General features: G+C 63.9%; 12 protein-coding genes. 5 read left to right on the top strand and 7 right to left on the bottom strand.

The window, feature by feature from the left end; translation table 11 throughout:
- Positions 1-19: 19 nt before the first annotated feature.
- From BM282_RS14085 to BM282_RS14075, 3 genes are all read left to right on the top strand, one after another.
- Positions 20-463 carry a pyridoxamine 5'-phosphate oxidase family protein gene (locus BM282_RS14085; RefSeq protein ID WP_089882200.1) on the top strand — a complete coding sequence of 148 codons (444 nt, stop codon included), beginning with the start codon at positions 20-22 and terminating at the stop codon, positions 461-463.
- 85 nt (positions 464-548) lie between these two features.
- Positions 549-1,349 (top strand): ParA family protein, encoded by an 801-nt coding sequence (locus BM282_RS14080; RefSeq protein ID WP_089882198.1) that lies wholly within the window; start codon positions 549-551, stop codon positions 1,347-1,349.
- Complete coding sequence (locus BM282_RS14075; protein ID WP_089882195.1) at positions 1,346-1,807, top strand: hypothetical protein; 462 nt, start codon at positions 1,346-1,348, stop codon at positions 1,805-1,807. Before BM282_RS14080 ends, BM282_RS14075 begins: the two co-directional genes overlap by 4 nt.
- An 83-nt stretch (positions 1,808-1,890) precedes the next feature.
- On the opposite strand, the gene BM282_RS14070 is transcribed toward BM282_RS14075, so the two are convergent.
- On the bottom strand, positions 1,891-2,130 hold the full coding sequence (locus BM282_RS14070; protein ID WP_089882193.1) for a hypothetical protein: 240 nt from the start codon (positions 2,128-2,130) through the stop codon (positions 1,891-1,893).
- A 225-nt stretch (positions 2,131-2,355) separates the two neighbouring features.
- Complete coding sequence (locus BM282_RS14065) at positions 2,356-2,751, bottom strand: winged helix-turn-helix domain-containing protein (RefSeq protein WP_089882191.1); 396 nt, start codon at positions 2,749-2,751, stop codon at positions 2,356-2,358.
- 146 nt (positions 2,752-2,897) lie between these two features.
- Between BM282_RS14065 and BM282_RS14060 the strand changes: the two genes are divergently transcribed.
- Positions 2,898-4,472, top strand: a complete 1,575-nt coding sequence (locus BM282_RS14060) for an ATP-binding protein (RefSeq protein WP_245758376.1) — start codon at positions 2,898-2,900, stop codon at positions 4,470-4,472.
- 204 nt (positions 4,473-4,676) lie between these two features.
- Here the strand turns inward: BM282_RS14060 and BM282_RS14055 are convergent, their stop codons facing one another.
- The 3 genes from BM282_RS14055 to BM282_RS14045 form a co-directional block, all read right to left on the bottom strand.
- Positions 4,677-5,630 carry a hypothetical protein gene (locus BM282_RS14055; protein ID WP_089882189.1) on the bottom strand — a complete coding sequence of 318 codons (954 nt, stop codon included), beginning with the start codon at positions 5,628-5,630 and terminating at the stop codon, positions 4,677-4,679.
- Positions 5,631-5,811: 181 nt separating this feature from the next.
- Positions 5,812-6,030, bottom strand: coding sequence for a hypothetical protein (locus BM282_RS14050; RefSeq protein ID WP_089882187.1), 219 nt, complete (start codon positions 6,028-6,030; stop codon positions 5,812-5,814).
- Positions 6,031-6,123: 93 nt separating this feature from the next.
- Positions 6,124-9,861 carry a glycoside hydrolase family 97 catalytic domain-containing protein gene (locus tag BM282_RS14045; protein WP_089882185.1) on the bottom strand — a complete coding sequence of 1,246 codons (3,738 nt, stop codon included), beginning with the start codon at positions 9,859-9,861 and terminating at the stop codon, positions 6,124-6,126.
- Between the two features lie 152 nt (positions 9,862-10,013).
- On the opposite strand from BM282_RS14045, the gene BM282_RS14040 reads away from it, so the two are divergent.
- On the top strand, positions 10,014-10,814 hold the full coding sequence (locus tag BM282_RS14040; RefSeq protein WP_089882183.1) for an HpcH/HpaI aldolase family protein: 801 nt from the start codon (positions 10,014-10,016) through the stop codon (positions 10,812-10,814).
- Here the strand turns inward: BM282_RS14040 and BM282_RS14035 are convergent.
- Positions 10,801-11,223: a VOC family protein gene (locus BM282_RS14035; protein ID WP_089882181.1), complete on the bottom strand. Its 423-nt coding sequence runs from the start codon at positions 11,221-11,223 to the stop codon at positions 10,801-10,803. The genes BM282_RS14040 and BM282_RS14035 overlap by 14 nt on opposite strands.
- 186 nt (positions 11,224-11,409) lie before the next feature.
- Complete coding sequence (locus BM282_RS14030; RefSeq protein ID WP_089882179.1) at positions 11,410-12,669, bottom strand: Cdc6/Cdc18 family protein; 1,260 nt, start codon at positions 12,667-12,669, stop codon at positions 11,410-11,412.
- Positions 12,670-12,910 lie beyond the last annotated feature (241 nt).

The following is a 12,910-nucleotide window of genomic DNA, read 5'->3' as shown; positions in this document are numbered from 1 at the left end:
CGCGTATCTTTCGGAGACCATGCGAGATATCGAGTACGTCTACACGCTCGGGATGGACGAAGACGAGGTGGACGAACGACTGCGAGAGGAGGCCGCCGGAGTGCTCTCACTGGCCGACGGCGGCACCGCGTACGCGGTTCCGGTGTCGCACTACTACGACGGCGAGTCGCTGTTCTTCCGATTCGGCGACGACGACCACAGCGAGAAACTCGCGTTCGCCGAGTCGACGACGGAGGCGTCTTTCGTCGTCTTCGGCGTCGAAGACCGGGGTGTCTCGTGGAGCATCGTCGCCACCGGGACGCTTCGGGAGTTTCCCGACTACGAACGCGAGGACTACGACGCCGCCGAACTCAACGACCGGTTCGGCCCGATTCGGGTGTTCGACGAGACGGTCGAAGACGTGGAAATCCGGCTGTTCGAGTTACAGATAGCGACGCTGACCGGGCGGAAGACGAGCGAGTAGAGGGAGAACAAACAAGCAAAACTGGCAAAACTAGCAAAATAGTCTTTGTCGATAAGTATAAGTTTTGACGGGCAAGCCGTGCTGTATGACTGGTCCGGCAAAACTCTGCGTCTCGAATCAGAAAGGCGGGGTCGGAAAGACGACGATAGCCATCAACGTCGCGGGCGCTATCAACGCGCGCGGGCACGACGTGTTGTTCGTCGACTTAGACCCGCAGGGCAACGCGACGGAGAACCTCGGTCTGATGGACGCCTACGACGAGGAACCGCCGACGCTGTTCGACTGTCTCACGAACCCCGAACAGCGAGACGTGGTGGCCGACATCGTGCGCGAACACGAAGAGATGGACGTCATCCCGTCGAACATCGACATGACCGCCGCCGAACCGGAGTTGACGCTGTCGCGACGGAGCGGCGAACAGTTGTCGCTCGTCCTCCGCGAGATAGAAGACGACTACGACTACGTCATCGTCGACTGTCCGCCCAACCTCGGGAACCTGATGGACAACGCCCTGTTCGCCACGCAGAACGTCCTCATCCCTGCGCTGGCGGAGTCCACCTCGAAACGGGCGTTCGAACTCCTCTTCGACCACGTCGACGCCCTGGAGTACGACTACGAGATAGACATCGCAGACCGTGGGGTCGTCATCAACCGCATCGACGTGCGAAAGAAGCAGGCACAAGAGATGGTCGAGTGGATAAACGCCGCCTTCGACGACGTCCCGGTGTGGCAGATTCGAGAACGGGCGGACGTACAGAAAGCGCTCGACTCCGGCGTCTCGCTCCTCGAATTCAACCCCGAGTGCGACATGTGCGAGGTGTTTCTCGACATCGCCGCCGGCCTGGACGAACAGTTCGGCATCGAGGCCCAGGAGGTCGAAGCATGAGCGGAGAGGACCGAGCCGACAGGCTTCGGCGTCGGCGACGGCGTGCGAAAGACCGCGCGCGGACGGACGAGACGGACGAGACGGACGAGACGGACGAAACAGTAAAGACGGCAAAACCGGACGAAATCGACGAGACCGAAGAGACGGGCGAAACGGACGGGACGGACAAAACAGACGGGAGCGACGAAACGGACGAGAGCGACGAAACGGACGAGAGCGACGAACCGCAACTCTCCGTCAAAGACGAACAAAAGCCGACGTACATGTATCTCCCGCACTCGGTTCGCCGGGACTTAGACCGCGCGTACTCGATGCTGAAAGCCGACTACGAGTACGAATATCAGGAGGGATTCGAGAAGAACCGGCACTTCTACCCACTCGTCGTCTCTCTCGGATTGGAAGCGGTCGACGAACTCGACGCCGAAGACGTCCGCGCCCGTCTCGAAGACGAACTCTGAGTTCGGACGGCACCGCTGGCAAAGCTGGTTTTGCTAGTTCTACTCTCGCACAGAAAAACGAAGAACGTGTCAGACGGCCCGTTTCAGAGGTCTTTCAGGCGAATCTCGTCGTCGGTGATGACGTCGATACGGGCTTCCTGAAGCGGGTAGTCCTCGTCGTCCGAACTGTCCCAGCCGAGTTTCGCGAGCAGTTTGTCCGTGAGGCCCGGGTCGGGGTCTACGTGCGCGGTGCCGTGTTCGACCGCAGAAACGACGCCGATCTTGTTTCCGTCGCTGTCGACGACCGATTTACCGGTCTCGTCGTCGGTGACAGTTGTCGCCATAACGTCTGTCGCTTCGCCGGAAACGGATATGGCGAGTGTGGCTGTATATACAGTGTGATTTATGTGTGGCTCCGCTCGGGGGGGTCGCGCAGGCGTGTCCGCTGAAGGAGAAAAGAGAGCTTTGAGGAAGAGTAGCTAAAGAGAGCAGAACCGTAAAAGAATCAAAACTGGCAAAGACGTACGAGCGCGCTGTGAGGCGAGAGACGCCTTTCCGTGGACGCCCCCTCAGGAGTCTCCGGTCGGTGTGCCGTCGCGGCGGATGAGTTCCAGCACACCGTGGTCGAGGATTTTCCGGCCCGCGGGAGTGAGTTCGTAGTAGGTGTGCTGAGCGTCGGCCGCACTTCTCGCGTGTTGGCCCGTCTCGACGAGTCCGACGTCGGAGAGTTTGTTGAGATGGTAGTGAAGCGTGTTCGCTCGGACGTCGACGTGGTCAGCCAACTGTCCCGGCGTGTGCGGGCCGTCCGTGGCCAGCGTGTAAACGACGAGGAACCGCGTCCGGTCGCCGATAGCGGCCTGCATGGCGAGGTAGTCGTCGAGCGTCCGCGAACCCGACGCCGGAAGGAGTTTTTCGAGGTCCGACGGAACGGCCGCGTCGTCGGACGCCGAGGAGTTCATCGTCATGGCCGTAGTTGTGCCGTTGAGCCGCTTAAACGTTTTAGCCGTCAGCCGACGAATCCCGCGGGCGTGAGCGGTCGAAGAGACAATCTGAGTATCACGGGTGAGAACGAAGACTCGAATTTTTAACGGGGGTCGACCAACGGTCGCGTGTGATAGTCGGGGAACGAGCAGACGGGATGGCGTACCTCTGTGCGGACGGCACCGTCAGACAGGGGTACCGACTCGGCGACGCGCGGCCGCTTCGGAGCCTCGGTCGCATCCAGTACGCGTGGGACCGAGAGCGGGACGGCGAACAGACCCGAGAGTACGTGACGACGGCCGGCTTTCTCGTCCGCGACGGCCAGTTGGTTGCCGCGAACGTCGCCGCCACCCTCCACTTCGAACGCGTCGTCGACGCCGAACACGTCGAGACGTTCGCGGACGCCTGCCAGACGCGCCCCGACGAGATACGGTCGACTGCCGCCGCGCAGTGTCGGCCCGAAACCCTCCGCGCGAACGCCGCCGACGCCGTCGAGTTCGTCAACAACGCCGCGAGGGGTGCGGCCGAACAGCGGTACTGGGGACAGAGTCGAGGCGAGACGCCCATCGGTCGTGACGGACGGTTCGAACAAGCGCTCTCGGACGGCTTTCACGCGGAACTCCGCGACGCGCTCGAAGCCGAGTTCGAGTGGGCGTCGTGGGCGGAGGCGACGGTCCTCGCCGACATCACCCCCAAGCGCGTGCGCGGTGTCGTGCGGTTCCAACGCGGCGAGGAACGCGGTCCCGCGACTGCCGCCGACGTGACGGAGGAGATGTCAGAGACGGTCAGACCCGCGGGTGACGAGGCGACGGCGAGCGACGCCGAACAGTGGCTCTCGGAACCCGACCTGACGTTCGACGACGTAGCGGCGATGCGCGAGGTCAAAGACCGCCTCCGACAGACGGTGTTGGACCCGCTTCGCGACCCCGAACTGTTCGAGACGTACGGCCTCGGAACGATCAACGGAATCCTCTTGCACGGCCCGCCGGGGACCGGGAAGACGTATCTGAGTCGCGCACTCGCGGGCGAACTCGACAGACCGTTCTTACGAATCACCCCCGCGAACGTGACGAGCAAGTTCGTCGGCGAGAGCGCCGACAAGGTGGCCGAGGTGTTCGAGGTGGCGCGGGCGCACCAACCGAGCATCGTCTTCATCGACGAACTCGACGCCCTCGGAACCGACAGAGGTGCGACGCACAACACCCAGAGCGAGCGACAGATGCAGAATCAACTGCTCGTCGAGTTGGCCGAGTTGGACGGTGACGACGTCGTCGTCGTCGGCGCGACGAACAAACTGGAGGAGTTGGACGAGGCGCTCACGCGGACGGGACGCTTCGACGAGTGGATAGCCGTTCCTCTCCCGAATGCCGAGTCCAGACTGTCGATTCTCCTGCACCACCTCAGAGAACGGCCGACCGACATCGAGGACTCGGACCTCTCGGAACTCGCGACGAAGACGCACGGATTCAGCGCGAGCGATATCGAGTCGGTCGCGAACGAAGCGGCACGGCGCGCCATCGACGAGACGTACGAGACGGGAACGCGGCAACCGATAGCGGCGCGTCACCTCACCGCCGCCGTCGAAGCGACGGACTCGCACGCCGACCGGACGAGAAACGGCGAGAACGACCGAGAGAGTGAGCCGAGAGAGCGCGGCGATTCCGAGCCGGACCCGACGGACCGTCACCCGCAGATGACGTTCTGAGCGGCTGTAGATTGGTTTTGGCGGATGATGGTTCAACGCGAGAGAGCGACTGAAGAGTAGTCAAAGCTAGCAAGGACAGACAAGATAGTTTTGATAGAAAAATTAGGCAAGAGAACCAAGAGAAGCAAGACAGGCGAGAGATGCGAGAGCGAAGAGAGACGAGGCAACGAGACGCTTCGGAGACCGAAGCGTTCGGCGAGTCCGTCACGCGGCGTCGCCGGTGACGGCTTCGACGGCCCGGACCAGAAGACGTTCGGAGAAGCCACCGACGAACGCGACGGCCAACAGGAGACTCGGTGACGCCGAATCGATTCGAAAGACGAGTTCGAAGATACCGGCGATGAAGAACACGACCAGCGAGAGTGCGGCGGCACCGCCGACGACGAGTCGACCGACCGAGAGCCAGATCGTTCCGACGTGGTCGGGAACGCTGGCGGTGCCGAGTACGTCCGACAGCGAGAGGATACCGCTGGTGGCCGCACCGAGGACCCCGAAGAGGACGGCGGTCACGAGCAGTGCGGGCGTCGTCGTCTCGGCGTCGAGTGTGCCGAGCATCCCGAAACTCGCGAGGATGCCCCCCAACGCGAGGACGGTGACCGAGAGGAACGTGACAAACTGTCGTTCTAACGTCAGCGTCCTGTCGCCGCGCCGCGAGCGTTCGATCTGCCACTCGTGGACGAGGCGAATCGCCGCGTACACGTCGTCGGCCGTCACGTCGGGACGAACCCGGTCGTCGTCGTCGAGGAGGAGGGCGGAAACCGCCGCCGTCTGGTCCGCGGGAAGGTCGCTCACCGCCGCCAGATAGACCTGCTGGGCCCGCAGTCGCAGTCGGTCGCTACGTCCCTCGAACGACTCCCACGCGACCAGTTCCGCGTGTTTCGCCGCGGCGAGGTACCGCCAGAACGACACCACGTCGCCCTCGTTCAGTGCGGTCTGTGCGACGTTCATCAGTCGAAACGAGTAGTCCGTGAACTGCACAGCGACGTCTGCATCGTCGTACGCGAGTTCGCTGCCGTCGAATCTGAACCGTCGACCCGCCTTCGCGAGTTCGGCCTGAAGGTCGCGGACGCCGACGCTGAAGATGACCAGTTCGGTCTGTAAGAGGCCCCGTGGAGACGCCTCCGGAGGTGAGAAGAACGCGACGAACCGACGCCACACGGAGTCGCCTCCCTCCCGTCCGCGGAGCCATCGACCACCTCGTGTTCTCCCGCCGCCCGGCGGGTCGGAGACGCTCTCGGACGTATTCGTTCGCGGTTCAGATGGTGTCATAGTACCGATAGATACGTCCGGGGAAGACAAATAGACGCGCGCGGTGAGAAGGCGGGTCCTCCGGACGGACTCAGGTGAACGAGCCAGCGACACCCAGCAGTCCGAACACGGAGACGACGACGCCGAGTGCGCGGACGAGCATCACGTGAGAGTCTGCGGGTTCTGCCTCTGACCACCGTGTCTTGCTTCCGAAAGTGAGAAATCGAACTCGCAGGCGAGCAACTCTGTACGGCCATATCGCGAACGGGAGACCGATTGCGAGCGGGACGAGCGCTAGCGGATGGGCCATCTGTCGAGTGTCGACAGTATCCGATGATAACTATTCTGGGTGCGAGCCGTACGGTCGACGTTGCAAAGAGAGCGTGCGCCGAAGGCGGTGTCGTCAGTCCAGCGAGACGAACGGCACCGTCGCCAGTTCGTCGGCCGAGTACGACAGGGCGTCGGACTGCGAGACGCCGTCGGGCGTGACGAGATCCATGACTCGGGGGGTCCGCCCGGCCGCACCCGCCTTCGCACCACCGAAGACGTACTCCTGTGCTTCCTCGGCGACCGGACGGAGCGTGCCCCGGTCTTCGGATTGGACCATCGGGACGACTTCGAGCGTACCGGCGTCGACGCCGCCGAACGTCGCCCGGTCGAGCGTCAGCGTGACCGTTCCGTTCTCGACGTCGACGTTCTCGCGAACGGCCGCGCGAGTGCCGTCCGCGGTCTGGAGAGGCGCACCCGACGCCTCGACTGCGCTCTTCGTGAACCCGCTGAGTTCCAGTCGGTAGTGCCACGGCTTCTCGAACGCCGTCGTCGCGACCAAGTCGTCCAGACTCTCCGTCGCGCCACCGTCCACGGTCGGGTCGCGGACCCAGAGGACGAACATCTGCGGGGAGAAGCCACGGGAACTCCCGAAGGCGTTGTAGAGGTTCGCCACCTCGAAGGAGAACTCGTAGACGCTCGGCGTCTGCGACACCTCGAACGAGCGGAGATCGAACGCGCCGGGTTGGAACGCGTCGTTTGTCGGGTACGTGTACGCGCCGGGACCAGCGTCGTCCCCGCCGGGGTCGGAGAACGAAGCCACCGTCGTCGGAGGCTTGACGCTCACGTCTCGCCGTGCGAGAACATCGCCGTCGGTCGTGCGAACGGCCACGTCGTACGTTCCCGGCCGCTCGATATCGAACGACAGCGTCGTGGCGTCGTCCGTCGAGTTCGGGGGGAAGCGAACGTTCGCCGTCGCCGAGACGTCGCCGTCGACGACGACTTCGACCGTCGTCCCACCGACGTAGTCGCCGTCGTTCGACCCCGTCGCGGTGACGAACTGCTCTTTGACGAATGTCTCCGCCGGGAGCGACACGTCGACGTCTTGCGTCGGTCGTTCGTATCTCGGTAACTCCGCCTGCTCACCGCCCTCTGCCGGTCGAAGTCGTATCGCCGTCCCGCCCGACCCGACCATCGACGCGAGAATCGTGGTTCGGGGGCCCACGATGGCTCTGTCCACGCGAACGTCCGCGAGGTTGTCGTCGTACGCGGCGTCGATGCCGTCGGAGTATATCTCCGCGACGTACTTCGGACCGCGGGGTGCGCTCCCCGCGTTTCCGTCGTTTCCGTCGTTTCTGTTCTTGCCGTTGTTTCCGGACTGGCGTCCGTTCCCCCCGGAGTCGTCACCGCTCGCGCCGGGCGCGAGGAAGTCCAGCGGAACGTCGAGTGCGCGGCCGTCTTCGCCCGTCATCGCGCCGACGAACCACTCGTCGTCTTTGCGCCGCGCCGTGAGCGTGTACTCCCCGATGTCGGCCGCGAGGACGCGCGTGTCGTTCCACCCGGCCGCCGGGACGTCCTCGACGAACTGGAACGCGGGCACCGTCGGTCCGAGCGTCGGGTCGTCGTCGGGTTCCGGCATCGACGCGCCCGTCTCCGTGACGGAGACGGCGTCGAGGTTGAATCCGCCGGTGTCCCCGTCTACCAGCGACAGCGAGAGGTCGTTCGAACCGGATTCGAGCGAGAGCGTCGCCGCAACCGTCGTCCACGTGTCCCAGTACGTCGTCGGTTGGAACGTCACCTGCGTCGCCTCGCCGCCGTTCGCGGTGAGCGTCGCCGTCCGCGGGGTGTCGGCGGCGACGGCGTTGTTCTCGGCGTCGCTCGCGTACCGGAGGTGGACGTCGTACTCGCCGGCCTCCGGAACGCCCTCGACGGTCCAAGACAGCGACGACCCGGAAGCGACCGTGTTCGGGTCGAACTCGACGTACCGACCGCCCTGGGCGTTCGGCCAGCGTGCGGCGCGCGAGAGACCGTCTCGGTCGCCGAACTCCGCCTGCAGAACGCCGCCGAGTTCGGCCACCGCGTCCCGTTCGGCGAGGTACGAACTCGGGAGGTCCGCGACCATGTGGAGACCGCTGAGATACGTCGGGTACATCGCGAGTTGCTTCGCTCTCGTCGTCTCGATGCCGCCGGACCCCGAGTCCATGTCGAAGATGCCGGGCGTGTACTCGACGGGGCCGCCGAGCATCCGGGTGAAGGGGAACGTCACGTGGTGGTCGGGGCTGACGTACCCGAAGGAGTCGTACTCCTGTCCGAGGACACCCTCGCGGGTCATCACGTTAGGGTACGTCCGGCGCTCGCCCGTCGGTTTGATGGGTTCGTGCACCTCCAACATCTGCCGGTGTTTGGCCGCCTCGCGGTAGACGAGTCGGTGGTGGTTGACGAGGGGTTGACAGTGGTGGTTGTACGTCGTCCCGTCGATGGTGACGCCGTCGTCCGCGACGTAGCCCGTCTTTATCGAGCGAATCCCCAACTCCTCGTAGTCGGCGAACGGGTTCGGCGCGTCGTCCAACTGCGACTCGTAGTTCGAGACGTTGCCCGCCGTCTCGTTGTGCGACGTCATCCGCACCGGCGGGTCGAGACTCGCCCCGTAGTCGGTCACCGCTTCGATGTCGAAGTCGGGGTAAGTGTCGTCGAAGTCCATCGCACTGCCGTCGCCGGGGTAGGTGCTCCACCCCTCGTTCCAGCCTTCGACGAGGACGCTCTCGATGCCGTGTTCGCTCGCGAAGTCCATGTAGCGCTTCATCCGCCCGGTCTGCGCGCCGTGGTTCCCCGACTGTCGCCCGGTGAACTCCCAGTCCGCCCGCCCCGTTATCATCAGCCACCAGATGCCGACGAACTTCTGCGGTTCTATCCAGTCTGTCCCCTTCGGGAACCGTTCGGGGTCGAACGGTTCGTTGAGGTTGACGACGAGGTTCGACTCCACGAGGTCACCGGGACGCCGCCCGAGTTGGACCGTTCGCCAGGGCGTCCGGTGAGGGGCAGACGCCGTCACCTTCGTGCCGTTGGGGAGCGGTGCCAAGACGGATTCGAAGGTGGCCGCGTCGCCGTCGGCGGCCGGTTCCAGCGCCATCGCCGCGTAGTCGACGAGGTTCGCTTCGTGGACGCTGAGATACGCGTCGTCTCCCGCCTGCATCGTCAGCGGCGTGTGTGCGCCGCCGAACGAACTTCGGTCGCCAATCTCGCTCACCGGTGTCTGTTCGTAGGCGTACTCGTAGCTGTTGAAGTCGTTCTGTATCCACCACGAGTCGTAGTCGTCCGCGAACGCGAACTGCGTCTTCTCGGCGGTGACGACGAAGTCGCCGAACCCGCTCTCCTCGGGGAAGACGTACCGAAAGCCAACGCCGTCGTCGAACGCCCGAACCTCGAAAGTGAGTGCGCGGCCGGGGTCCGTCGTCTCTCTGAGTCCGATTCGGAGTTCCTCGTAGCGTTCGGATATCTCGTCGTACTGGTCCCACACGGGCGTCCACCGGTCGTCGACGGTGGCGCGTTCGCTCCCGGTCACCTCGACGCCGTCGGCGAAGGCGGGTTGGTTCTGGAACTCGAATCCGAGCGTCGACTCCGAAACGACCGTCCGACCGTCGAACGCGAGGGCGTAGGTGGGGACGCCGTCGGAGACGTCGAACGCGACTTCGACGGTGCCGTCCGGCGACGACACCGTCTGCGTCGATTCGGAGTCGCCCCCCTCGACCTGTGCGGAGGCCGCTTCGGAGAGACCGAGCGAGAACGTCGACGCCGCCGCGAGCGACGTGAGACCACTCACGAACGCTCTGCGGGGAAGCTTCGTGGACGGCTGATTACTTAATTCATCAAACATCATATTCACAGAGCGACACGACCGACAAAAGCGTAGTGTCGAATTCGTGATGTGAAAACGAACCTCAGATAGTGCGGGGAGAATCGTCCGTCCGAGAGACTGTCTCGTCGGGCATCAGTGAAGCTATGTCGATAGCGTGACAACAGAGAGAGATGAGCAACGCAGAAACGAACGGTATCCGAACCGCCTTCGAGGACGGCACCGTCGCACTCGGCGTCTTGGAGAACGCGTACAGTCCGGCACTCGTCGAGTTCTACGGCGAACTCGGCGCCGACTTCGTGTGGGTCGATTTGGAACACGGCGGTCCGACGCAGAACGATGGACCCGAACTAGAGAACCTCCTCCGGGCGGCCGAGCGAACGGGAACGGAACTCCTCGTCCGTGTCTCCGATACGGAACCGTCGTCGGTCAGGAAGGCACTCGACCTGGGCGTGCGAAACGTGTTCGTCCCGCGCGTCGAAGACGCGGAGACGGTGCGCGAGGCGGTGAAGGCGGCGCGGTTCCGCTACGAAGACGGCCCCGGAAACCGCGGACTGGCCGCCCCGCGTGCGCGACGCTGGGGACTCGTCGAAGACTACGTCGCGACCGAGGACAACGAAACGTTGGTGGGCGCGACTATCGAGACGAAAGCGGCCGTCGAGGCCATCGACGACATCCTCGCCGTTCCCGAGTTGGGGTTCGTCTTCGTCGGCCCACTCGACCTCTCGGTGTCGTACGGCCATCCCGGGGAACTCGACCACCCGGACGTCGAAGACGCCGTCGAGACCGTTCGGGCGGCCGCCGTCGACGCCGGTGTCCCACTCGGCGGACTCGGCTTCGGGATGGACGACGTGAACGAGAAAGCCGCGAACGGCTACCAACTCCTCCACGTCGGCAGTACGACCGGTGCGCTGAAGCAAGCCGTGACCGGGTGGTGGGACGCGTTCGAGGGTGAGCGGCCTACTCTCCGGTGAGTGGTGGGTACGCCACTTCCCAGTAGTGTCCGTCCAAGTCGGTGAAGTACCCCGAGTATCCACCCCAAAACGTCTCGCGCGCCTGTGTGACGATACGGCCGCCCGCCGCTTCCGCTTCGGCGAGGACGGCGTCAACCTCTCCCTTCGTCGAGACGTTGTGCGCCAACGTGACGCCAGAGAACCGTGACTGGGACTGCGGACTCTCCTCATCGGGGTCACCGACGCCGGCGTCTTCGGCGAGTAACGTCCGAGGGTAGACGGCTAACCACGTCCCCTCGAGCGCGAAGAAGGCGATATCGCTTCCCTCCTCGCGGTCCTGCATGGGAAAGCCGAGGCCGTCGCGATAGAACGAGACAGCGTCGTCGACCGAGTCGACACCGAGCGTAACGAGCGTGATACGTGGATTCACCACCGCTAGTCGCTGTCAAGACCGAAAATCGTTCGCGTCGCCGAGACGGGATATCGAAGAGCGAAGAACGACGGAAACGTGGGGAGAGACGAAGGTTCGTGGGGACGATGACGGGCCGAGAACGACGGCGGGTCGAGAACGACGGAAACGCGGGGGAAGAATGAACTTAGACGGACACGACGCTCGTCAGAACGAGTCGAGCGACGCGTTTTCGGGGTCGGACTGCGCGAGTGCGAACTGTTCGTCGTCCATCGCCGTCTGATGGACGATGTCCAGGTCGTGGTCCGGTTGTAGACGAGCGTAGATGGTGATTCCCCCCGCGCGCCCGAGGTTCTGTTTCCGGAGTTCGAGGATGTCGAGGAAGGCGAGTCGGCGGACGAAGTCGCGAACGCGGCGGTCCGACCGCGTGGAGGTACCGGTCGCCTCGCAGAGTTTCGTGTACGTCTCGATAATCTGTGCCATCGAGAACTCGTCGTCTTCGGTCCCTTTGTGCAGCGCCGTCACCGCCGAGAGGACGAGTTTCTTCTGGACGGTCAACCCGCCGATGAGGTCACGGAAACGGTCTTTCTCGGCCTCCATCTTGGCGTCTTCGACGTGGTCGCGGGTGACGACGTCCGACCCGTCGCGTTGGGCGAGCATCCCCGCGTTGCGGAGGACGTCGATGGCCTGTCGCGCGTCGCCGTGGTCTTGCGCGGCGTACGCGGCGCAGAGCGGAACGACGTCCTCCGAGAGCACGCCTTCTCGGAACGCGTCGCGTCGATGACTGAGAATAGCGCGGAGTTGGTTGGCGTCGTACGAGTGGAAGTTCAGTTCGCGGGGTTGCAGCGACGACTTCACCCGGTCGTTCAGGTCCTCGGCCCATCGAACCTTGTTGCTGATGGCGATGAGTCCGATTCGACAGTCGGTCTTTCCGGTCTCGACGGCCCGCGAGAGCGACATCAGAATCTGGTCGTCCGGATGCATGTCCGCCTCGTCAAGGATGATGATGACCACGTCGTACAGTTGGTCGAGGATAGCGTACAGGCGCGTGTAGTACGCCGCCTTCGCGAGTCCCGTCTCGGGAACGCGAATCTCCGTCGTCGCCTCGTCGTTGAGGTTGCGAGCGATACTCGAGATGGCCTGCGTCTCGGTGTCGTCCGTCGAACAGTCGACGTAGACGGTGCCGATTCTGACGTCCCCCGCGTTCGACTTCGCCGCCTTCGCCACGTGCTTTGCGACGAGGCTCTTCCCCGTCCCCGTCTCGCCGTAGAGGATGACGTTCTCCGGTGAGTCACCGTTCACCGCCGACCGTAACTCCGTCGACAGAGCGCGAATCTCGTCGTCGCGGCCCACGATTCGCTCAGGACTCGGGACGTGTTCGACTTCGACCAACGATTTGTTCCTGAAGATGGGGTCCTCCTGTGCGAATATCTCTGCGGCGATGTCCTGTGACCCATCTTTCTCCATGACCCACAGGAGAGACCGGATATACAAAAAACCACCCCCGAGACAGCCCCCGAGTTTCCGACGTTTCCTCTCGAATGAAACAGACACGGTGCAGAATTCGGCGGTTTCAGTCTCGGCGGACGTTATCCGCGTTTCCGCCGTTCCGGACACACCCACCCCACGTTTCCGTCGTTCTCGGTCTGAGGTGGGGTCCCGACGTCTCGGGAGCAGTGTAGAGACGTCCGCCCCCGGGTTTCCGTCG

It is taken from the genome of Halogeometricum limi (assembly GCF_900115785.1).
GTDB lineage: Archaea > Halobacteriota > Halobacteria > Halobacteriales > Haloferacaceae > Halogeometricum > Halogeometricum limi.
Note: the sequence above shows the minus strand (reverse complement) of the source record. Positions and strands in the feature narration are given on the sequence as shown.

What these genes read in the sequence shown, in the direction of transcription:
- BM282_RS14085 (WP_089882200.1), top strand. Translation starts at nt 20, where the DNA reads ATGCGAGATATCGAGTACGTCTACACGCTCGGGATGGACGAAGACGAG.
- BM282_RS14050 (WP_089882187.1), bottom strand. Translation starts at nt 6,030, where the DNA reads ATGGCCCATCCGCTAGCGCTCGTCCCGCTCGCAATCGGTCTCCCGTTC.
- BM282_RS14040 (WP_089882183.1), top strand. Translation starts at nt 10,014, where the DNA reads ATGAGCAACGCAGAAACGAACGGTATCCGAACCGCCTTCGAGGACGGC.
- BM282_RS14065 (WP_089882191.1), bottom strand. Translation starts at nt 2,751, where the DNA reads ATGACGATGAACTCCTCGGCGTCCGACGACGCGGCCGTTCCGTCGGAC.
- BM282_RS14075 (WP_089882195.1), top strand. Translation starts at nt 1,346, where the DNA reads ATGAGCGGAGAGGACCGAGCCGACAGGCTTCGGCGTCGGCGACGGCGT.
- BM282_RS14080 (WP_089882198.1), top strand. Translation starts at nt 549, where the DNA reads ATGACTGGTCCGGCAAAACTCTGCGTCTCGAATCAGAAAGGCGGGGTC.
- BM282_RS14045 (WP_089882185.1), bottom strand. Translation starts at nt 9,861, where the DNA reads ATGTTTGATGAATTAAGTAATCAGCCGTCCACGAAGCTTCCCCGCAGA.
- BM282_RS14070 (WP_089882193.1), bottom strand. Translation starts at nt 2,130, where the DNA reads ATGGCGACAACTGTCACCGACGACGAGACCGGTAAATCGGTCGTCGAC.
- BM282_RS14030 (WP_089882179.1), bottom strand. Translation starts at nt 12,669, where the DNA reads ATGGAGAAAGATGGGTCACAGGACATCGCCGCAGAGATATTCGCACAG.